This is a genomic window from Diplocloster agilis (assembly GCF_019042275.1).
GTDB lineage: Bacteria > Bacillota > Clostridia > Lachnospirales > Lachnospiraceae > Diplocloster > Diplocloster agilis.
Map to the genome: position 1 here is coordinate 25,245 of NZ_JAHQCW010000026.1, position 20,321 is coordinate 45,565.

Annotated in this window: 18 protein-coding genes; 2 read left to right on the forward strand and 16 right to left on the reverse strand. The window is 48.9% G+C overall.

Features of this window, described 5'->3' with window-relative positions; genetic code table 11:
• Positions 1-219: 219 nt before the first annotated feature.
• From spoVAE to KTH89_RS15080, 5 genes are all read right to left on the reverse strand, one after another.
• Positions 220-576 carry a stage V sporulation protein AE gene (gene spoVAE, locus KTH89_RS15060; protein ID WP_158346431.1) on the reverse strand — a complete coding sequence of 119 codons (357 nt, stop codon included), beginning with the start codon at positions 574-576 and terminating at the stop codon, positions 220-222.
• 103 nt (positions 577-679) lie between these two features.
• Positions 680-1,690 carry a stage V sporulation protein AD gene (locus KTH89_RS15065; protein ID WP_158346433.1) on the reverse strand — a complete coding sequence of 337 codons (1,011 nt, stop codon included), beginning with the start codon at positions 1,688-1,690 and terminating at the stop codon, positions 680-682.
• Positions 1,687-2,145 carry a SpoVA/SpoVAEb family sporulation membrane protein gene (locus KTH89_RS15070; RefSeq protein WP_158346435.1) on the reverse strand — a complete coding sequence of 153 codons (459 nt, stop codon included), beginning with the start codon at positions 2,143-2,145 and terminating at the stop codon, positions 1,687-1,689. The genes KTH89_RS15065 and KTH89_RS15070 overlap by 4 nt, the downstream gene beginning before the upstream one ends.
• A gap of 40 nt (positions 2,146-2,185) precedes the next feature.
• A complete protein-coding gene (locus KTH89_RS15075; protein ID WP_158346437.1) occupies positions 2,186-2,602 on the reverse strand; it encodes a stage V sporulation protein AB in 417 nt (138 codons plus the stop codon).
• Positions 2,592-3,227, reverse strand: coding sequence for a stage V sporulation protein AA (locus KTH89_RS15080; protein WP_158346439.1), 636 nt, complete (start codon positions 3,225-3,227; stop codon positions 2,592-2,594). Before KTH89_RS15080 ends, KTH89_RS15075 begins: the two co-directional genes overlap by 11 nt.
• A 682-nt stretch (positions 3,228-3,909) precedes the next feature.
• Between KTH89_RS15080 and KTH89_RS15085 the strand changes: the two genes are divergently transcribed.
• Positions 3,910-4,929: a LacI family DNA-binding transcriptional regulator gene (locus tag KTH89_RS15085; protein ID WP_158346441.1), complete on the forward strand. Its 1,020-nt coding sequence runs from the start codon at positions 3,910-3,912 to the stop codon at positions 4,927-4,929.
• 110 nt (positions 4,930-5,039) lie between these two features.
• On the opposite strand, the gene sigF is transcribed toward KTH89_RS15085, so the two are convergent.
• From sigF to KTH89_RS15130, 9 genes are all read right to left on the reverse strand, one after another.
• A complete protein-coding gene (gene sigF, locus KTH89_RS15090) occupies positions 5,040-5,753 on the reverse strand; it encodes an RNA polymerase sporulation sigma factor SigF (RefSeq protein WP_158346443.1) in 714 nt (237 codons plus the stop codon).
• Between the two features lie 12 nt (positions 5,754-5,765).
• On the reverse strand, positions 5,766-6,215 hold the full coding sequence (gene spoIIAB, locus KTH89_RS15095; protein ID WP_158346445.1) for an anti-sigma F factor: 450 nt from the start codon (positions 6,213-6,215) through the stop codon (positions 5,766-5,768).
• A 12-nt stretch (positions 6,216-6,227) separates the two neighbouring features.
• Positions 6,228-6,563 (reverse strand): anti-sigma F factor antagonist, encoded by a 336-nt coding sequence (spoIIAA, locus tag KTH89_RS15100; RefSeq protein WP_158346447.1) that lies wholly within the window; start codon positions 6,561-6,563, stop codon positions 6,228-6,230.
• 111 nt (positions 6,564-6,674) lie between these two features.
• Complete coding sequence (locus tag KTH89_RS15105) at positions 6,675-8,171, reverse strand: tetratricopeptide repeat protein (RefSeq protein ID WP_158346449.1); 1,497 nt, start codon at positions 8,169-8,171, stop codon at positions 6,675-6,677.
• Positions 8,172-8,260: 89 nt separating this feature from the next.
• A complete protein-coding gene (locus tag KTH89_RS15110) occupies positions 8,261-8,407 on the reverse strand; it encodes a hypothetical protein (protein WP_238722246.1) in 147 nt (48 codons plus the stop codon).
• The gene (locus KTH89_RS15115; protein ID WP_158346528.1) at positions 8,394-9,698 is read right to left on the reverse strand and encodes a bifunctional folylpolyglutamate synthase/dihydrofolate synthase; all 1,305 of its coding nucleotides are present in this window, start codon (positions 9,696-9,698) and stop codon (positions 8,394-8,396) included. The genes KTH89_RS15110 and KTH89_RS15115 overlap by 14 nt, the downstream gene beginning before the upstream one ends.
• A gap of 173 nt (positions 9,699-9,871) precedes the next feature.
• Positions 9,872-11,020 (reverse strand): S8/S53 family peptidase, encoded by a 1,149-nt coding sequence (locus KTH89_RS15120; RefSeq protein WP_238722247.1) that lies wholly within the window; start codon positions 11,018-11,020, stop codon positions 9,872-9,874.
• A 91-nt stretch (positions 11,021-11,111) separates the two neighbouring features.
• The gene (locus KTH89_RS15125) at positions 11,112-13,448 is read right to left on the reverse strand and encodes a sensor histidine kinase (RefSeq protein ID WP_158346454.1); all 2,337 of its coding nucleotides are present in this window, start codon (positions 13,446-13,448) and stop codon (positions 11,112-11,114) included.
• On the reverse strand, positions 13,420-14,121 hold the full coding sequence (locus KTH89_RS15130) for a response regulator transcription factor (protein ID WP_158346456.1): 702 nt from the start codon (positions 14,119-14,121) through the stop codon (positions 13,420-13,422). The genes KTH89_RS15125 and KTH89_RS15130 overlap by 29 nt, the downstream gene beginning before the upstream one ends.
• A gap of 534 nt (positions 14,122-14,655) precedes the next feature.
• Between KTH89_RS15130 and KTH89_RS15135 the strand changes: the two genes are divergently transcribed.
• The gene (locus KTH89_RS15135) at positions 14,656-15,480 is read left to right on the forward strand and encodes a nitroreductase family protein (protein WP_158346458.1); all 825 of its coding nucleotides are present in this window, start codon (positions 14,656-14,658) and stop codon (positions 15,478-15,480) included.
• 77 nt (positions 15,481-15,557) lie between these two features.
• Here the strand turns inward: KTH89_RS15135 and KTH89_RS15140 are convergent, their stop codons facing one another.
• Positions 15,558-17,531 (reverse strand): LTA synthase family protein, encoded by a 1,974-nt coding sequence (locus KTH89_RS15140; protein WP_158346460.1) that lies wholly within the window; start codon positions 17,529-17,531, stop codon positions 15,558-15,560.
• Positions 17,532-17,546: 15 nt separating this feature from the next.
• Positions 17,547-20,192: a valine--tRNA ligase gene (locus tag KTH89_RS15145; RefSeq protein WP_158346462.1), complete on the reverse strand. Its 2,646-nt coding sequence runs from the start codon at positions 20,190-20,192 to the stop codon at positions 17,547-17,549.
• Positions 20,193-20,321: the final 129 nt, after the last annotated feature.

A 20,321-nucleotide genomic window follows, 5' to 3' on the forward strand; every position in this document is an offset into this window, starting at 1 on the left:
TGAACCCGGCTTTTCGATTCCACTTAGCAGCAGCCAGCGCAAGTCCTCCGCGCTTTCCCAAAGCCGCAAAAGAACCCGGCCGCCGGAAGCCTCCCCGGATACCGCCCCTGTCCCCCGGCCGCTCCGGCCCCTACAACAAGAGAAAAGGATATACATCCGCGGTTGTATATCCTTAATCTATATTAAAAGCACGGGCAGAAGCCTCGTCACTTGAAATATTTATTTTTTCATTTTAGGGTTGAACACCAGGGAAGCCAGATATCCGAAGATCAGGGCTGCCGATATCCCCACGGCACTGGCCGTGAAGCCTCCCATAAAGATCCCGAGAAATCCGTCGCTTGCGATCGACTCTTTGACGCCTTTCCACAAAAGATTCCCGAATCCAAGAAGCGGAACGCTGGCTCCGGCCCCTGCGAATTCCTGGAATGGCTGATAGATGTTAAGCGCTCCGAGCACCGCGCCGCTGCACACCAGCAGTACCATGATTCTGCCGGGCATCAGTTTTGTTTTTTCCATCAATATCTGAACCAGGGCGCAGATCAGGCCGCCCACCCAGAATGCATTGATATAATCCATTTATGTCCATCTCCCTTCTCTTTCTTTGCGTGGACAATACACTTAGTTTCTCCCGATCCGATGGTTTTATGCACGATCGGATCATAAATAACAGCGTTCCAAATCAGCAGCTCTCCAGCACTACCGCCTGGGCGATACCGGGAACCGTATTCCCTTCGTTGTAACTGACTTTTGAGAGCAGCGCACCGGTAGGTACCAGCATGACCCGCTTCCACGCTTTTTTCTCCAGCTGCCTCATAATATAAGCCGACAGCGTTACGGCTGCGCATCCACAGCCGCTGCCGCCGTTGTGGGTATCCTGGCGTTCGGCGTCATAGATCTCTATTCCGCAATCCGAATGCTGGCTGCTGATATCAAACCCTTTTTCCTTCAACAGATCCAGAAGTATCGTTTTCCCTACATTTCCCAGATCCCCGGTAAAGATCCGGTCATAATCCGACGGCTGCCGGTTGAAATCCATAAAATTCTGGTAGATCGTATCACAGGCTGCAGGCGCCATACAGGCTCCCATATTCAGAGAATCTTTGATCCCGTAATCCACGATTTTTCCGGTGGTAATCCCGGTTATGCGTACTTTTCCTCCATCCTTACCCAGAACGAACGCGCCGCATCCCGTGACGGTCCAGCAGGCGGACAGGGGCCGCTGGCCGGCGTACTGCAGCGGAAAGCGGAACTCTTTTTCCGCGCTGCCAAAGTGGCTGGATGCCATGGAAATCACATAATCCGCATAATCCGCAGCTACGGTCATGGCCCCCAGAGATAAAGCTTCTCCGATCGTCGAGCAGGCCCCGTACAGTCCGAACAGGGGAATATTCAGATCGACCAGCCCGAAGGAAGTCGCCACCCCCTGGGCCAGCAGGTCGCCGGAAAAGATATAACGGATCTGCCAGCTCTCTAGTCCCGCTTTTCCGATGGCCATTTCCCCAGCCTGCTTTTGCAGATAGCTTTCAGCTGCCTCCCACGTTTTCTCACCGAACAGCGCATCTTCGCCAACCACATCAAACAAATGTCCAAGAGGACCCTCTCCTTCTTTTTTACCCACGATAGAAGCATGACCTAATATATGCGGCGCATGCTCAAATTGCAGGCTTTGCTTTCCCACCATCTGTGTCATGAGATCACCCCCGTCCACTGCAGCAGGTAATAAATCAACCCAAGCAGCCATGAGGTAAAGATCCCGTACAGAATAACCGGGCCGGCGATGGTAAATATTTTACATCCCACACCGAACACCTGGCCTTCCTTCTTAAACTCGATCGCCGGCGCAGCCACCGAGTTGGCGAAACCGGTTATGGGTACCAGCGCGCCTGCCCCGCCGAATTTGGCGATGGACGGATAGATGTTAAAACCGGTCAGGATGATGCTGACCAGGATCAAAATCAGGGAGGTCCAGGCTCCGCAGATATCTTTCTCCATACCCCTGCCCTCGCAGAAATTCAGAATAAACTGTCCGATCACACAGATGATACCGCCCACGATAAACGCTTTCAGCATGTTTAACGGCAGACTGTGCGTCGGTGTCACCTGTTTTACGTATTCACCGTACTGTTGTTGTTTCTTTTCGTCCATAAATGCAATCTCCTTTTACGAATGTAGCTATATTTGTTGCCTACCATCCCTGGAAAAAGTACAGAATTGCCCCCAGGGATCTTCCGATCGCCATACTGATAATCATGGCGGTCAGGCCTTCCCGCAGTTTGATTCTCCGCTCGAAGATCGGTATCGTATTTACAATCTCCGCCAGTGCCATGGCCCAGGCGCCCACGAACATACCCCCAAACAAACCGTAGAACCCAAGTCCGATTTTTCCAAGATGCACCGGCAGCTGATAGATGTACATCAGATTCCCCAATGCACCGCCTGCCAGCACGCAGTCCTCATACCAGAGGATCCGGTGGGCGGTATGTGTCCTGCCGGCGAACCGGGGAATGATTCCCAATCCTACGATAAACGCAAAGATACCTCCCGCAACCGTAAAGCCGCTGCTCAAACCGATAATGGCCATCAGAATCTGTCTAATTAACATCCACGTTCTTTCCCTTCCTGCTGCTGTCCTCGATGACGGTGGTATTCACATCATCCTCATATAGCCTCATTTCTACTTCGATGGGAGTCGGGTCCACGGACAGTTTTCTGCCCCCGAAATGGTTAAAGAAAATAACCACGCCCACGGTCAGGCCGATGGAGTAGGACAGCTCCAGTATTGTGAATCCGTTGGAGGTCTCGCCGGTCATCAGCATATAGATCTGGCTGAACAGTTTGGTCAGCTGCACGTCATTATTAAACGACATAATGGAAAAAGCCGCTCCGAAAAAGGTCGTCAGGCAGACCAGAAGCGTCTTCAGGAAATCCATGACTTTGTGTTGGTGCGGTTCCTTTTCATACGCCACCACAAAATCCGTCTCACCTACATTATTGATTTCCAGCTGAGGATAAATGGAATGGATCTGCTCGATTACCTTCAGCACCGATACCGCATTCCGGCTGTAGCGTTTGGCATCGGAAAGGGTCAGGATCTTCATGGCTTTCAGCCGGTTCACCACGTCTTTATTACTGCACTCCAGCTTGGCCACATCTCCCAGACGGACCTCTGTGGTATGGACTTCCGTGTTCCGCTCTATTTTCAAATACAAGGTATCCTTTAAAGACATAGGTTCCGACACCCTTCCGCTATATTCTCAACAAATGTCCCTTCGGTAATAATGCTCTCTTTCTGGACTACATAGGAATAATAGAAAATTCCAACCACGATTGCGATTAATACAAGAGAAAGAAGAAATACTCTGAATTTTGTCCGGTTTATCATTTTATCCACTTCCTTTTCCATTCATTTGCTTTTTACGATATTCAAAATGTAGTATGGCAGGATTTATGAAAATTATGTAATGTGTTAAAAAATCAAAAATAAGCCCCGCCACATGCTAATGCCGTGGCGAGGCTTAAACCCCCATTCTTATCTGCATGTTCCTTCTTTTTTGATAAATCTTTTACTTTTATTTGATAAAATTTTTATCATTTTTTCCATTATTGCACTGGATTTATTTTTAGTCAATAACTTGTATTTTTAAAATTTTCTCAACTTTTCTTCCTCTCCCGTTTACTTGGAGTGAATTACAGCAACGATATTATACTTATATGATTCCATATTTTTCACGATACAGGAACGCATTTTGTGCATCAGACATATTACGCTTATTCTTGACAAAGATAAAAAAAAATATTAAACTGTCTCTAGTGATTAAATTTTTATCATTTTATCCTTATCAAAAAATCATCCCATTCCATTATTTGATAAAGTGATAAAAACAGAAATTATTAAATGAGGTGTTCATTATGGGAATTTCTTTAAAAGATATAGCGGAACGCGCCGACATGTCCATATCTGCGGTATCACTGGTTTTAGGCAACCGGCCAAACCGCATTTCAAAAGAAAAGCAAGAATTAATCAGAAAAATTGCTGAGGAACTGAATTATACCCCTCCACGCTCCGGCGGACTGATGCCAAGACAAACCGGCAAAGCAATCGGCGTCATTTTGCCGGACTTAAAGGATCTGTTTTATGCCTCGATCGCTATGGCCATCACCAATATCTGCCGAACAAACGATTACAATATAATGATCAGCAGCACGGATGACTCCAAGGAATTTGACCTTTCCGACATCAAAGTTTTCCGTTCCCGTGAAGTGGATGGTCTTATCTTTTGTCCTTCTTCCAATATTACCCCATCGGACTATGAGGAATATTCAGCGGCTCTTCATACATTAGAAAAGCCTGTGGTTTTTGTTGACCGCTATATACCAAATATCGGTTTCAGCGCCGTCACCATCAATCAAAGCCGCGGCGCTTACTATGCGGTCAAGCATTTACTGGAACTGGGCCATAGAAATATCGGTGTGATCGGCGGTTCAACCCAGAGTTTTTCTGAGCGTTACTGCGGTATCGTAGCCGCCTGTGCAGAATACCTTCTCGATATGTCACAGATCAGTTTTTTCCCCTGTGACCTGACGCCGGTAGGCGCTTATGACATAGCCGGGACAGTCTTGGCTAAAGGATGTACCGCCGTTTTTTGCTATAACGACCTGATGGCTTATGGCCTCTACAAGAAGTATCATGAGCTGGGCATCCGCATCCCAAAGGATATTTCCATTATCGGATTTAACGACCTGTATTACTCCCGATGCTTTGAAGTCCCGCTGACAAGCGTCAATGTCCAGGGAGACCGCCTGGGATTTTCAGCATCCGAAAGAATTTTTTCCGAATTAGAGAATCCGAATCAGGATAAGCAAGTAATTCTACTGGAACCGGAGATCAGCCTGCGCAAGAGTACCAAGGCGCTTTCCGGGCAGGTGTAAAATAAACCTGAACCGATTTGACCGATTTGGGACATGTCCAATTTAATATGGACATGTCCCAAACTGAAATGGACATGTCCCAAATCAGTTTGGACATGTCCCCTTTTGATTTAAAGCTTGTCCCGCAGTTTTTGTAGGATCTTCTTCTCCAGCCTGGATACCTGGACCTGGGAGATGCCGATCTTCTCCGCCACCTGCGTCTGCGTCTTGTCCTCATAATAGCGCATGAGGATGATCTCACGTTCCTTTTCCGTCAGGGAATCCAACAGCTGTTCCAGCACAAGCTGGTTCAATACCGCATCGTTCTGGCTGGTTTCCTCCTCCAGCTTATCGATCAGATAGATGTCGCTTCCATCTCCCTGATAGATGGTTTTATAGAGGGATTCCACTTCCACGCCGGAGTCCAGCGCCATGACGATTTCTTCCTGGCTGGCGCCGATCTCAGCGGAGATCTCTTCCAGGGTTGGCTCCCGGCCGATCTTATGGTTGAGCATTTCCCTGCATCTTCGCGCTTTGTTGGCCGTTTCCTTTAAGGACCGGCTCACCTTGATCATGCCGTCGTCTCTTAAGAACCTTTTAATTTCTCCCGTAATCATCGGAACCGCATAGGTTGAAAACTTTACGTCGTAACTGATATCGAATTTGTCGATTGCCTTGATCAGCCCGATACTGCCGATCTGGAACAGGTCCTCCATCTCATGGCCCCGCCCCTGGAATCTGCGGACGATACTCCACACCAATCCGATATTTTCTTCCACAAGCCTATCTCTCGCTTCTTTATCCCCTTCGTGTGATTTGACAATTAAAGCGATCGTATGCTCCATGAATTCATCCCTTTACTCTTCCTCATATTCGCTGTCCTTGCGCCCGATTTTCTTTTTCATGGAAACTTTGGTTCCCTTTCCCACTTCGGACTCTACCTTCAGTTCATCCATAAAAGCCTCCATAAATGAGAATCCCATGCCGGACCGCTCCTGCTCCGGAGCGGTGGTAAATAGCGGCTCCATAGCTTTTTCCACATCCGGTATGCCTCTGCCCTGATCGATGACCTCCAGGTATAGTTCATCCTCACAGGTCCTACAGTTTATGGTGATTTTATGTACCTCATTTCCGTATCCGTGGATGATCGCGTTGGTGACCGCTTCCGATACAGCCGTCTTCACATCCGCCACCTCCTCAAGCGTCGGATTCAGCTGGGTGAGAAACGACGCTACCGCTACTCTGGCGAATCCTTCGTTTGACGACCTGCTGTCGAATTCTAATTTCATTTCATTGCTCTCCTTCATGGTGCTCCCCCTTTATACTGTTTTGGTTTCCTGTGGAAAGTCGTCATAGATATCGATGATCTTGTGTATGCCGGATAAGGTGAGGATCCGCCGGATTCTGGGGCTCACCGAAACAGCCAGAACTTTTCCCCCGGTAAAATTCAGATTCTTGTAGCGCCCCATGATGACGCCGATCCCGGAGCTGTCCATAAAATTGGTGTTGGAAAAATCAAATACGATACTCCGGACATTTTGTTTTTCCATCATATCATCCGCACCCTTTCGAATCTCTTCCGCATTATGATGATCCAGTTCCGCCGGAACGTGGATAATCAGACTGGTATGATCCAGTTGAAACAATGGTGACATCTGTATTTCCTCCTGTCTTAGATTGCTGCTTTTTCTATCCCTGAGCCTGCAGGCACTTTCTCATAAAATGAAAAAAATGCACAAAAAGAGCGTGGCAGCCCACGCCCTTTCTCATTCCTGTGTATTATCCGGTGCTCCTTCCCCTGCATCCTGCGGGGGCTGCTGATCCGTATTATCGTTCGTCTGATTGCTTCCCTGTGTATTACCGGACGCGTTTTCACCTCCGGCATTCGCCCCTTCCACCGGCGGCGTGCTCATGTAACTGGCGGACTGCCGCGCTTTATTGGTATTCGGGTACTTGTCATATACCTGCTGGTAGAATTTATCCGCGTTGGCCTGATCCCCGGAGCGGTCATAAGCCCGCGCCAGATAGAACAACGCGTCGCCATTGTGAACGTCTGCGTTTAATTCTACAGCCTGCCCCAGATCCTGGATGGCCGCGGCGAAATCACCTTTTTTATAGGCGTCATAGCCGGTAGTATATAACTCCTCGGCCGCCTTGGTGTTCACATCTGTCTGTATCGCGTCATACAACGTCTTGGCGTCTCCGGACAGGGAAGCGGCATCTACTTTCTGAAGCGCATCCGCAGCCGTCACGGTATCTTCCGCGCTGTAGGCTGCATAAGCGGCCAGCAACTGTTCATAGCTGGTGACCTTCACATCCTGGGCCTGGGCCTGCTGCTTTGCCTCTTCCTCATTAGCCTTTGCCGTGGCCAGATCCGTTTCCAGCTGTTTGATGTTGGCATTCTTGGAAGACAGCTGTTCGTTAAATTCGATCTCCGACTGATTGCTGCTGCCCTTCTCCGCCTGCATGCGGGCCGGAAGAACCAGGAACCACATAAGAGCCGCTCCCACCAGCAATCCGATAATGATATTAATCACCGTCGACATTCCGGTATTATCCTTGAACGTCTTGGGCTGGATAATAGTCTCGTTTCCGCTGCGGTATGCGACGGAATCCTCATTCTTCGGCTCCTCCGGTTTCGGATTAACTCCCTTGAAGGTGTTCAGTTCTTTGAGCAGATGCAAAGTCAATGTATTGGCACGGTCTATTTTCCCGGCCCTTCGCAGCATACTCTCCGCTTTGCCGTAGTCTTCGTTTTTCATGTAACACAGAGCCAGCAGCTGATATGCTTTAACCAGTTTTGGATTCATGGAAAGCACTTTTTTCAGCTGGATAACCGCTAGGTCGTCACTGCTCTGCTCGCAGTATAAAAGCGCCTGATTAAACTTTTTGATCGAGGTATTCATGGTTTCCAGGCGCCCCTGATTCTCCTGCAGATCGTTCAGAAAATAATCCGCCGGATTCTTCTTGGACTGGACATTCTTGCTGATGACCCATTGGCTTAAGGCTGCCACAGCCTCTCCCATTTCATAATAAATTAACCCCAGCAGATTCCTGGCCTGCACATGATTTTTATTATATTTTAACGCCAGATTCAGACTGGTCACAGCACCGGACAGATCCCGAACCTTCGCCTTTTCCAACCCGTCGTTGTATAACGCATTGGACAACCGTATTATCTTTTTATATACTGATACATCAGCCCCGCAGTTCGTGCAGTAATCCACATCGGACAGGGTGCTGCCGCAATATAAGCATCTCATACTGTTTCACCTACTCTTCCGCGCTGCGTGCATGTCATATTTCCACATTTTTAAATACCGCCGTTCAAATGTCTGAAAATTCTTCTGCACTATCGTTCTTTGCTTCTCGATTCCTTGAGCATTTCCTTCAAAATATCGGTCATATCCGTCAAATCCTGATTGCGGATCGCCTCTTCCGCTTCCTCAACCTCCAGACTTGGATGAAATTTCTTCAACTCTTCTTCAAAGTTCAGCATCGTACCGCCTCCTTATTACGTCTTTCAATTCGCCAACCAGATACAAAGACCCGGCGCAAAATATCATGCCATCGCCTTTTTGCTTCACAGCCGCCTGAAACGCCCGCTCTATATCCGGCTCAGCCGTCACCTTCTTCGATGTCCGTTCCTCAAAGATACGCTTTAACTCATCGGAAGGTACACCGCGGCCGCTGTTTATCTGGGTTATCACATAACTATCAAATAAATCTGCTTCAATAATGGTCTGGATCATTTGCGGATATTGTTTTTCCTTTACCGCAGAAAACAACAGAACTTTCGGCCCGCGCTCCTGGAATACCCTTACGGTCTCTGCAAATCCACAGACACCTTCCACGTTATGTGCACCATCCAGATACACATCCGGTAGGACCTCCTCCATACGCCCCGGCCATCTCATATTGGAAATTCCCTGCTGCAGCGCTTCCCGGCTGATCTCATGCCCGGTATCCAGTACCTCCAGCGCCTGTAACGCCAAAACCGCATTTCGCGCCTGATAGGACGCCGCATTGTGCACAGTCATTCCAATATATCCATAATAACGACTGGAATAAGAAAAATCAACGGTTTTGTCAGTATTTAATAATTTTGTTATATTTTCATCATGAACCGGCCACGACGGCGCTCCCATCTTTTCGGCCTTCTGTTCCACTACACGGCTCACCTCTGCTTTGGCCGCGTCATACACCACCGGAACTCCGGCTTTGATGATTCCGGCCTTTTCCGCCGCGATCTCTTCTATCGTGCCGCCCAGCCACTCCGTATGATCCAGGCTGACGGAGGTAATCACCGTGACCGCCGGTTTTTTAATGACATTGGTGGCGTCCAGCCTGCCGCCAAGCCCTGTCTCCAGCACCGCATACTCCACATGGTTTTCTTCAAATAATACCATGGCCATAGCAAATAGAAACTCGAAAAAAGTCGGATGCGGCATTCCCTCCCGCCGCATAACCGTCGCTGCCCGTTGCACTCTCTCGAAAGCATGAACCAGCTGCTCATTTTCCACATTCTTACCATTGATCTGAAACCGCTCATTGATAGATTCCAGATGCGGTGACGTAAACATCCCAACGGAATATCCCGCCGTTTGTAATACGGAATTAAGATAGGCGCAGACCGATCCCTTTCCGTTCGTCCCCGCCACATGTATGACCTTCATCTGATCCTCCGGATTACCCAGATTCTGAAGGAGTTTCCTCGTATGGTTCAAATCATTTTTCTTAGTAAATTTCGGTATATCTAAAATATAGGACACTGCCTCTTCATATGTCACGAACACTCATCCACCTTTTTTATCCACACCCATTATACCCGATTCCCCTTTTATTTCCAACCTAAAGTTTTTAACATCTTTAGACAAATCTCGCAGGATAATATGCGTAAAGTCCGGCGCGGAAACGGAGGCGCCGGACTTTTAAATAGATCCCTGGGGTCTTTGAAAAATATCTACTGTAATGTGGAGCGTACTGCATCTATAAAGGCAGATGGGTCTATGAAGAGGTCACCGTCCGCATTTTCGTATGCGGTCTCTCTCATGAGCGTTATCATCCGGGTTCCTGTAAGCGAAGGATTGATCTGCCATCCCAGTGCCAATATTCCTGTTCCATAGGGGATAGCCCAGCTGTGGCCTCCTATCGCATCATAGCTATAAGAATATTCCCCCTCTTGATAGGCTTCCGCGGTGGTACGGTAACCTACAGGTGTCCCCAGTGCCTGAGGCGGACATTCCTGGAAATCACCATCGGGTGTCCCGATTTTGCTTTGCGTAATGTCATCTCTATGTTCCGGGTCAAAAAAGCTGGGCCAAAAAACGCAAGTATCAAAATCTTTCCTGCAATCCAGTACTAAAATACCCGCGTCCTGTGCCCGCTTTACCGCCTCATCATAATCACCATGGTTATCGAAATTATCTGAATTTGTAAGATCGGCAGATATGCTGACGGCACGTATTTTATCGGAATCCGGCAATTCTTTGTTTTGCCCGATCAGCCAGTCCAGTGCCTGGGCTGTCATGGAAGGGGCTGTTCTGTCCCAAAATTTTAACGCCACATAGTATAGTTTGACATCAGGGGCGGTTCCAATGGTATTGCCAGCCAGTAAACTAGCTACTGCAGGTCCATGCATGGAGCCTTTGCTGTCGTTTTCCGTCAATCCCACCGTATGATATTTCACAATCTTACCGGTGTATTCGGGATGGTCTGGTAATAAAGGCTGGTCGATAATTGCTACCGTCACGTTTTTACCCGTGATCCCCTGTGCGTGGAGCTTCGATACATTGAGTCCGGGAGCTTTTCCGTTTTCCAGAATTTTTGCCGCCAGCTCTTCGTTTCCCTCGAAGTTTGTGTTTTGATTAAACCAGTAAGTATTAATATCTTTTGTATTATATTCTCCTGGTTTTAAAGTTATGGTTTCTCCGATACCGCGCACATCTGCATATGGTTCCAATAATTTACTGCCATGCGCAGTTTTCCCCTGAGATGCTATGTCAGGCGTATTTGTATCTTTCTCTATATCCTTCTGACTGTCAGCGGTGTTACATGAACATAATAATAATGATAATAAAAAAATGAACGGTAATGCCAATACTTTTTTCATCTTTTGTCCTTCTCTCTGTTTTAAGATAGTGTATAAGATAAGGAGGAGCGCGAAATGCCGCTCTCCTCCCTGACCTTGCATTGTACTTCAACTAGTGGATCTGCGGGAATTCCACAGTGACCACGAACAGATCTGCGATGGTCTCCACCGTCATCCTGCCCCCGCAGGCCTCCGTAAAGCTCTTGGCGATCGACAGGCCCAGACCGCTGCCGCCGTCAGTCCGGCTTGAGTCGCCCCTTGTAAAACGTTCCGTAAAATTTACATCGGCAGGGATCTCCGAAGCGGATGTATTTTTCACACTTGCCACCGCCACCGAACCGTCCGTCTTCAGGTTCACATAGATGCGGGAACCGTCCAGCGAATACTGCAGGGCATTTTGCAGCAGGTTCTGGAACACCCGGTACAGGCGCTGCCCATCGGCCATGATCATGATTTCCTCTTCCGGGATATCGGTTTTTACCTGAATCCTACTGTCCGCGATCCGTTCGGACATGTCCGCCAGGGTCTGCCGCAGAAGCTTGCCCAGATCCAGCGCTTCGATCTCCACCGGCAGCTGCCCGGAAGCCGCTTTGCTCACCTCGAAGACATCCTGCACCATTTCTTTTAATTTCTGAGATTTGCTGTCCAGGATCTGCACATAATCCCTGATATAATCCGGCAGTCCGTCTTCCTGTTTGAGAAGCTCCACATAGCTGATGATGGAGGTCAGCGGGGTCTTAATATCATGGGACACATTGGACACCAGTTCCACTTTCATGCGTTCGCTCTTGATCTGCTCTTTCACCGCGGTGTCCATCCCTTTGCGGATATCGTTCAGATCCTGCACCGCTCCGGCCAGATCACTGTCCGGCTGAACCTGTATTTCACTGGTGATCGCTCCGTCGCGCACGGTCTTGATCTGATCGATGAGGATTCCCGTATCCAGCATCAGCCGTTCATTTTTTTTCATATAATTCATCTGCATGTAGACCAGCAGGACGGCTCCCAGAACTACCAGGATCATCAGAACCAGAAGCGGTACGATCTCGTATCCGCCGGCCAGGCAAAAGATAAGCAGGCTGGCTCCCGACAGTAAAATGAGTACGCCCGTTACGGCAATTAACGGTATATACCGGTGCACCACCCGTCTCTGGAACGGAAGCTTTAAGTCCGCCGCACGGAACGCCTCCGCAATATGTCCGCAGATACTCTGTTTCCATACCTTTTGATTGCATCTGTGATCATTCACAAACAGATAGATGATCCAGAACAAACCAACCACCCCGCCTGTCCAGGCGAACATCTCCCGGAATAATTCCTGGAAAATGCCAGGATAGAATTCCCCGAACTGAATTCGCATAAAGAAATCATCCCACCAATAGCCCGAATGAAACAGAACGAGTCCCAGTGCCGACAGGAGCAGAATCAGCTTGACCTCATACCAGATTTTTCCTGTTATACGGGCAATCCATCGGTCCGCCCGCTTCTTATCTTTGCGCAGGATCAGGTACACCGCAATCAGGACGATTCCCAGAGCCAGCGAGGCGGCTAACGCCAGAAATCTGCCCTTTTGACTGCGCTGATTGTATTCGATCCAGTACAGCCGGTTGTAGAGCTGTTTGGATGAGTCCTTCGCATAATCGCCTTTGATATAGAGTTTCGGCGACTTAGCCGCGGCTATGGTAACGGTCGCTTTCTGAGTCTCCTCATCCACGGTAAAGTTCTTATAGCCCGGCACGTACCAGTCACTGTCGTCGCGGTAGTAGCCGTCCTTGTACACATCGATATCTTTGCCGTCTTTTCGCATTTTTACCGTATTGCCGTCAAAGTACATCAGGAAATTGTAATCCTTGGGCGCAGTCATACCGGCGCCATCCAGTTCCGTCCCCTCGGCATTTGTGTAGACAGTTCCGTCGTTATAAGTGATCTTATACAGGATATTCTTGTCATCTTTGATCGCATTGTGATACCGTTCGGCTCTCTTCTTGTTTTCTTCTTTGGAGCTGTAATCACTGTCTTCTAAATCACCGTACTCATAACCGCCGTATTCATCATAATCGCTGCTGTAACCTCCGATCGCTTCGGCAACTTCATTCGGATACTCTTCGCTAAAGTTCCAGCTCCAATCGCCGGTTCCGCTCTCAACCGCGTATACCCCCTCCATGTTATTGTAGGTATAATCATCGTAGTAACCGTAATATTCCCGATAGACATTTCCCCAGAGGGGGCCGCCGGTGGCCATCCCCAGAAAATTTTCCAGGTAATCCGCCATCTGACGGCGGAATTCTCCGGTATTCTGATAATCTTCCTCAAAGGCCTCCCTGATCTGTGCCTTCCATGAGGTTCTGGAGGATAATAAATAGACGGAATCTATGACACCGGACAGTAACAGAGTGATCCCCAGAAAAAACGCGGTAAAACTAATGATGCTTTTCCATTTTGTAGCCAATTCCCCACACCACCTTTATATATTCTGGTTCTTTTGGATTGAGTTCAATTTTTTCCCGGATACGTCTGATATGGACCATAACCGTATTTTCCGGAGCGAAGGCCTCTTCTTCCCATACCCTCCGGTAAATCTCTTCGGCCGGAAATACTCTGCCCAGATTCCGCATCAGCAGATCGACGATCTTCGTCTCCGTAGCAGTCAGCTTAACCGGCTCCTGGTCCGCATATAACACACGCTCATCGGTCCGGTAGCTGAGACGGCCATTGAAGATCTCACTGGATACCACCGACGCATGGATGTCTCCCAGGCTGGTATACCTCCTCAGATGGCTGCGCACCCGGGCCACCAATTCCTGGGGATCATACGGTTTGGTCACATAATCATCGGCTCCCATGGAAAGTCCCAGGACTTTATCCGTATTCTCACTCTTGGCGCTTAAGACAATGATCGGCAGATTCTTTTTTTCCCGTATCTTCATCACTGCGGACAGGCCGTCAAGCTTCGGCATCATCACATCGATTAATATCAACTGTACCGGATATTCCGCGATCTTCTGCAATGCTTCCAGGCCGTCGTAGGCTTTTTGAACCGTGTAGCCTTCCTTTTCCAGCAGGATCGATATGGCCTTTACAATCTCTTTGTCGTCGTCTACGACCAGTACACATCCGTTCATCTGATCTCCTCCTTAAGAACAATCCTATCATAATATGGATATCTTACAAACCCGCGGGTATATTTCTTACGAAAATCTTACAATCACTTTTTCTCTGCTATCTCACGTTATTTTTCATTGAGTGTATTGAAATGTTTCGATTTGTGGTTCTGTGTAAATATTGTTTTATTATAACATGGGGCCGGTGAAAAAGCATTCTGAAAAAGGCGGCCTATGTATGTTCGTAAGTTCCTGATACCCCGACGAACAAAAAGACTGTGGACCGCGGCATGATGTGCTGATGTGCTGACGCTGCATGAGTTGTTTGACATTTCCGCGCGCTGTTATTAAAATAGAAAACATTAAAATCTTTATTAAGTATATTTATCCCTACCTTAGGTTTCATTGTCACTTAATTTGCTACCGGGACATTTAAGCAGAATACTGCTTTGATTACTAATTTGTATATTGGGATAATTTATTTTAGCGCCGATCTCGTTTATTGGGAATAATACTGCTTTGATAAAAAGCAAACATGGAAGGGGCGTATCATGCATGGAACGATTTGTTGCTCAAATCAAAAAGGATGACGCAGGCAGACTGACAATCGTTGAAATACCGTTCAACGCAAGAGAGGTATTTTGTAAATCCAAAGGAACCATTTATGTAAGTGGAACAATCAATGGCATTGAATACCGAGGTAAACTGCTTTCCCGCGGCAATGGGAAATCTATTATGGTTTTAGATAAAGCGATGCAAAAGTACATTGGGTTTCATGGGCAGATAATGACCGCGAATATCACCATGTCCGTGGAAGACTTAAAAGCCGTCGCGGAGGAGTCTGATAAGCTTGCCGATATCAGATCGGAACTGGATGTGCTCACCGCCATAAAAACACGGCAAAGTATACGAAAATTCAACGCCAATCCGGTTAGCGGGGAAATGGTAACCGCCATTCTTTATGCGGGCATGTGCGCTCCTACGGCAAAGGATAAGCGTCCATACCATTTTATTGTGATCAGAGATAAAAGTGTTCTATCCATGCTGGCCCGGCATAATCCCAATGCCGTCATGTTGGAATTCTGCGCGGGAGCGATCGTTGTCTGCGGAGATAAAAATGTGGAGGGAATAAAAGAGTTCTTGTATGCAGATTGTGCCGCCGCTGCACAAAATATACTGCTCAGTATTCACGGCCTGGGTCTTGGAGGCGTTTGGTGCGGCGTCGCGCCCAATTCGGCTTGGCGAAAGCTGCTAATTGAACAATTAGCACTCCCCTGCAAGCTGGATCCCGTTTCTGTGATTGCGTTTGGATGGCCGGATGAGGAAAAGGAATTGCGTTCCCGTTGGGAAGCGGCATCGGTTCATTATGATAAATGGTAACGCTGTTAGCGAAAAAAATAACCGTCTTAGCCTCAAACTAAGCGGTTATTTTAATTATATAATAAAATACCAATCCTCTACCGGTATACCCATTCCCCGGAAGAATACAGCAAGGTATTCTTCGAACTGACCTGCTGCACCTGCACCTGATCGCCGGACTTAAGCTTCGCATCCAGCGGCCGCAATACTCCCGAATGAATAAACAAAGTCTCCACCGGCTCCCCGTTAATCACGATCCGGCTGTTCTCGGTAAAATTCTTGCCCTGGACGTAAATTTTCCCATTATGTCCCACAAACACCTGATCAATAACCACCGGTTTCACGCCCATCTGCAGATCCGTAGGCTCATAAGGGCTCTCCTGTCCATACACGTACTGCTTCCCATACAGCATATCATACTGCAGTTCCTGCAGATCCACCAGATAATGTTTGGTTTTTCTCCGGGTCTGGTGGTAGGTAAATATAGTGCCTTTCTGAATCCCGATCTGCTTTAGCACCTCAGCGCCCGCCTGATAGGCCGTAAGCGTCTGGTCCTTTTTCGCAAGGCCGATATTATCCCAGATGACATATTCCGTTTCGAACAGATATCTGCTCTTGACCTCATTTACCTTCAGCCCCATCGTAGGCAGATGATCCCCATACAGAAACAGTACGGTGTCCTCTCCGTAAGCTTCCAGCGCTTCCACCAGATGGCCCACAAAAGCATCCACCTCATAAACCTGATTCACATAGTATTCCCAGGCGTTCCTCCGTCCTTCCGTATCCGGGCCGCTGACTTTGATTTTCGGATTCTCAAGAAGCGGCTCCTCTGGATAGTCCCCGTGCGATTGGACGGTTATGGTAAATACATAGTCCTGCCCCGGCGTCGCCTTCAGCGCATCCAGGATGCACTCCACCAGGATCTCGTCCTTGGGCCAGCCGTTGGGCGTTACCTCCTTGATATCCATCATTTCCCTTGAGGTAAAAGTATCAAACCCCAATTTGGAAAATACATCCCGCCGGTCATAGAAACTGGCCGTATTGTTATGAATGGCGTGGGCGCTGTAACCCAGCTCCTTCAGATCGTACGCCATGCTTTCGCAGGTGGTTTTCTGCAAAATTGTCTTATAAGGATACTCCCCCGGCCCGAAATCTCTCAGATTCATGCCGGTAATCGTCTCGAACTCCGTGTTCGCAGTCCCGGCGCCGACAGACGGCACCTTGTAGTAACCGGAGGAATACTTCTGCATCAACGCGCGGAAATTCGGGATCGGGTCCTCCGACATTTCCAAAAACTCCACTTCCCGCGGGTCAAAAAAAGACTCCAGCTGTACGAATATAATATTCGGGAAATCCATATCCCCCGGCATAGTTTCCTTTACATCACCTTCGCTGGACAAAATTTTGCGGATGGATCGGTCCGAATAGTCGTGGGGCGCGTCCATTCCGGTTCCGAACAGCGTGCTGGTGAAACAATACGGAAATCCATAATCCTCATAGGCAAACGCAATATTTCCAAAGTAGGACGACAGCACCCGGTTGTTCAGCGCCAAATGGGTCGTCACTCCAAAAAGGACACAGACGAAAACCGCCATCCCGGCATTTCGAAGGTAGTACATTTTCCCCTGATACTTCGGAGCTTTCCGGTATAGGATCACCATACCCGCCACCACGGCCGCCAATCCGGCCGCCGCCCCGATCACTTTCAGCGGGCTCATATAGGCCCCCAGGACCTCCGCCGCGTCGAAGATCAGCTTGAAATCAGGTCCCGTCAACGGCGTCACCCGGTTAGCCAGGACGATACCGTTGACGATCCCCAGAATCAGCCAAAGCCCGCCGATCAATGCCCGTACAAAAGTCCTTCGCCGGAACAGATACACGAACATCAGCGTCATAAAAATCATAAACGCGTTATATAAAAATACCAGAGGGCTTTTCGTCATGAACCTCCAGGCAGCCGCCGCGGAATGCCTGGAGGCTGCCTCGATGATAAAATAGACCAGAATCGACAAGATTGCATGGAACAGCAACGACAGCCGGTTCATAACAGTTACGATCGATTCTTTTTTCATACTTTGACTCCATCTTTATTTCCAGAACGCCAAACGCTCCATAACCTGCTCCATCATCTGCGCATATTTGCTGAGTTTTTCTTCTTCTTCCTTTATCTTATGCGCAGGCGCTTTGCTCAGGAAATTCGCGTTGCTCAACATCCCCTTTACTCTTGCCAGCTCTTTTTCCAGCCGCTCCATTTCTTTCGTAAGGCGGGCCTTCTCTTTTTCCTTGTCCACCAGTTCCTCCAAAGGCATATAAATCGTGGCCTTCGGCGTCACTATGGATACCGCGTCCTCACCGATCCCTTTTTTATCCGTCTGCACACGTATCTTGCTGGCTCCCACCAGAATTTTAAAGGAGTTCTTCACCGTCTCGAACATCTCGCAGGTGCCGCGGTTGTCGGAAACGATAAATACCCGCACTTTTTTCTTCATCGGAACATTCATATCCGCTCGGACGTTTCGAATGCCTCTGACCACGTCTTTTACCGCGTCCATCATCTCTTCGGCTATCGCGTAGTTCCAGCATTCCTGGTATACCGGCCAGTCGGAGATCATGATCGACTCCTGATCCGGATGCAGTGTGCAGAAGATTTCCTCCGTAATGAACGGCATAAACGGATGCAGCAATTTTAACGCCTGCGTCAGCACGGTCTTTAAGGTCCACAGCGCGTAATCCGCAGAGTCCTCATCGTATTCCCTGCTGTACATCCGGTACTTGGCAATCTCAATATACCAGTCGCAGAATTCATCCCATATAAAATCATAAACCTTCTGAACGGCGATTCCCAGTTCATACCGGTCCATATTGTCGGTAACTTCTTTTGCCAAAGTATTTACTTTGGATAAGATCCAGCGGTCCGCCAGTTTCAGATGGAAATCCTCCGGCGTCTCGATGTCCCGGTCCTCCAGGTTCATCATGATAAATCTGGCCGCGTTCCACAATTTGTTAGCAAAGTTTCTGCTGGATTCCACACGCTCCCAGTAAAACCTCATATCATTTCCCGGCGCGTTTCCGGTTACCAGGGTAAGCCTTAATGCGTCCGCTCCGAATTTGTCGATCACTTCCAGCGGGTCGATGCCGTTTCCGAGGGACTTACTCATCTTACGTCCGTTCGAATCCCTCACCAGCCCATGGATCAGAACTGTGTGGAACGGGGATTTCCCGGTATGCGCGTAGCCGGAAAATACCATGCGGACTACCCAGAAGAAGATGATATCATACCCGGTCACCAGCACATCCGTCGGATAGAAATAGTCCAGGTCTTCCGTCTTCTCCGGCCATCCCAGCGTAGAGAAGGGCCACAGGGCCGAACTGAACCAGGTGTCTAACGTATCCGGGTCCTGGGTCATATGCGTGCAGCCGCACTTCGGGCAGGCCTCGGGGGCTTCTTTTGCCACTACCATCTCCCCGCACTGGTCGCAGTAGTAGGCCGGTATCCGGTGGCCCCACCACAGCTGTCTGGAGATACACCAATCGCGGATATTTTCTAGCCAGTGCAGATAGATCTTGTCAAACCGGTCGGGCACAAACTGAAGGTCGCCGGTTTTCAGCGCTTCGATGGCCGGTTTCGCCAGTTCCTCCATTTTTACAAACCACTGCTGTTTTACCATGGGTTCTACGGTGGTTCCACAGCGGTCATGGGTTCCTACATTATGAACATGCTCTTCCACCTTCACCAGAAGGCCCTGTTCCTCCAGCTCCCGGACGATCAGCTTCCGGGCCTCATAGCGCTCCATCCCGGCGTATTTGCCTCCGTTTTCATTGATGGTGGCGTCATCGTTTAACACATTGATCACCGGCAGGTCATGACGTTTTCCCACTTCAAAGTCGTTCGGGTCATGGGCCGGCGTAATCTTCACCACTCCGGTGCCGAATTCCCTGTCCACGTAGCTGTCCGCTACGACCGGGATTTCCCTGTTCACCAGAGGCAGGATGACGCTTCTGCCGATCAGATGGCTGTAGCGTTCATCATCGGGATGTACCGCCAGCGCCGTATCTCCCAGCATGGTCTCCGGTCTGGTCGTAGCCACCGTTACGAAGTCATCGCTTCCCACGATGGGATATTTGATGTGCCAGAAATGGCCGGTCTGTTCCTCATGCTCTACTTCCGCGTCGGATATGGTTGTCTGGCAGACCGGGCACCAGTTGACGATCCGGTTTCCTTTATAGATCAGTCCCTCGTCATAGAATTTCAGGAATACTTCTTCCACCGCTTTGGAACAGCCCTCGTCCATTGTAAAGCGCTCTCTGTCCCAGTCCGCGGAGGAACCCATCTTCTTCAGCTGGCTGACGATGCGTCCGCCGTATTCCTCTTTCCACTGCCAGGCTCTTTCCAGAAATTTTTCCCGGCCCAGATCTTCCTTGTCAATGCCCTCTTTTTTCAGCTGCTCCGTGATCTTGACCTCGGTAGCGATACTGGCGTGATCGCAGCCGGGCTGCCACAGCGCGTTGTAGCCCTGCATTCTCTTATAGCGGATCAGGATATCCTGTAAGGTATTGTCCAACGCATGTCCCATATGCAGCTGGCCGGTAATGTTGGGCGGAGGCATCACGATGGTAAACGGCTTCTTGCTCCTGTCCACCTCCGCGTGAAAATACTTGCGGGTTTCCCATTTTTCATACAATCTGGGCTCAATGTCCCTCGGATCATAGGTCTTGCTTAATTCTTTACTCATTGGTTTCTCCCTTCTTTTATAACGCAATATAATTTCAAGTGAATGAAAGAGAGTTTCGCTTGTGAAACTCTCCGCCTGCGGCGGACCGCGTAAGCGGCATTTTACTTTCCGCCGCAGTGCAATCTCCCC

Excerpts from the sequence above, each read along its gene's own strand:
- spoVAE (WP_158346431.1), bottom strand. The coding sequence starts at position 576 with ATGGATTATATCAATGCATTCTGGGTGGGCGGCCTGATCTGCGCCCTG.
- KTH89_RS15065 (WP_158346433.1), bottom strand. The coding sequence starts at position 1,690 with ATGACACAGATGGTGGGAAAGCAAAGCCTGCAATTTGAGCATGCGCCG.
- KTH89_RS15070 (WP_158346435.1), bottom strand. The coding sequence starts at position 2,145 with ATGGACGAAAAGAAACAACAACAGTACGGTGAATACGTAAAACAGGTG.
- KTH89_RS15075 (WP_158346437.1), bottom strand. The coding sequence starts at position 2,602 with ATGTTAATTAGACAGATTCTGATGGCCATTATCGGTTTGAGCAGCGGC.
- KTH89_RS15080 (WP_158346439.1), bottom strand. The coding sequence starts at position 3,227 with ATGTCTTTAAAGGATACCTTGTATTTGAAAATAGAGCGGAACACGGAA.
- KTH89_RS15085 (WP_158346441.1), top strand. The coding sequence starts at position 3,910 with ATGGGAATTTCTTTAAAAGATATAGCGGAACGCGCCGACATGTCCATA.
- sigF (WP_158346443.1), bottom strand. The coding sequence starts at position 5,753 with ATGGAGCATACGATCGCTTTAATTGTCAAATCACACGAAGGGGATAAA.
- spoIIAB (WP_158346445.1), bottom strand. The coding sequence starts at position 6,215 with ATGAAGGAGAGCAATGAAATGAAATTAGAATTCGACAGCAGGTCGTCA.
- spoIIAA (WP_158346447.1), bottom strand. The coding sequence starts at position 6,563 with ATGTCACCATTGTTTCAACTGGATCATACCAGTCTGATTATCCACGTT.
- KTH89_RS15105 (WP_158346449.1), bottom strand. The coding sequence starts at position 8,171 with ATGAGATGCTTATATTGCGGCAGCACCCTGTCCGATGTGGATTACTGC.
- KTH89_RS15110 (WP_238722246.1), bottom strand. The coding sequence starts at position 8,407 with ATGCTGAACTTTGAAGAAGAGTTGAAGAAATTTCATCCAAGTCTGGAG.
- KTH89_RS15120 (WP_238722247.1), bottom strand. The coding sequence starts at position 11,020 with ATGAAAAAAGTATTGGCATTACCGTTCATTTTTTTATTATCATTATTA.
- KTH89_RS15130 (WP_158346456.1), bottom strand. The coding sequence starts at position 14,121 with ATGAACGGATGTGTACTGGTCGTAGACGACGACAAAGAGATTGTAAAG.
- KTH89_RS15135 (WP_158346458.1), top strand. The coding sequence starts at position 14,656 with ATGGAACGATTTGTTGCTCAAATCAAAAAGGATGACGCAGGCAGACTG.
- KTH89_RS15140 (WP_158346460.1), bottom strand. The coding sequence starts at position 17,531 with ATGAAAAAAGAATCGATCGTAACTGTTATGAACCGGCTGTCGTTGCTG.
- KTH89_RS15145 (WP_158346462.1), bottom strand. The coding sequence starts at position 20,192 with ATGAGTAAAGAATTAAGCAAGACCTATGATCCGAGGGACATTGAGCCC.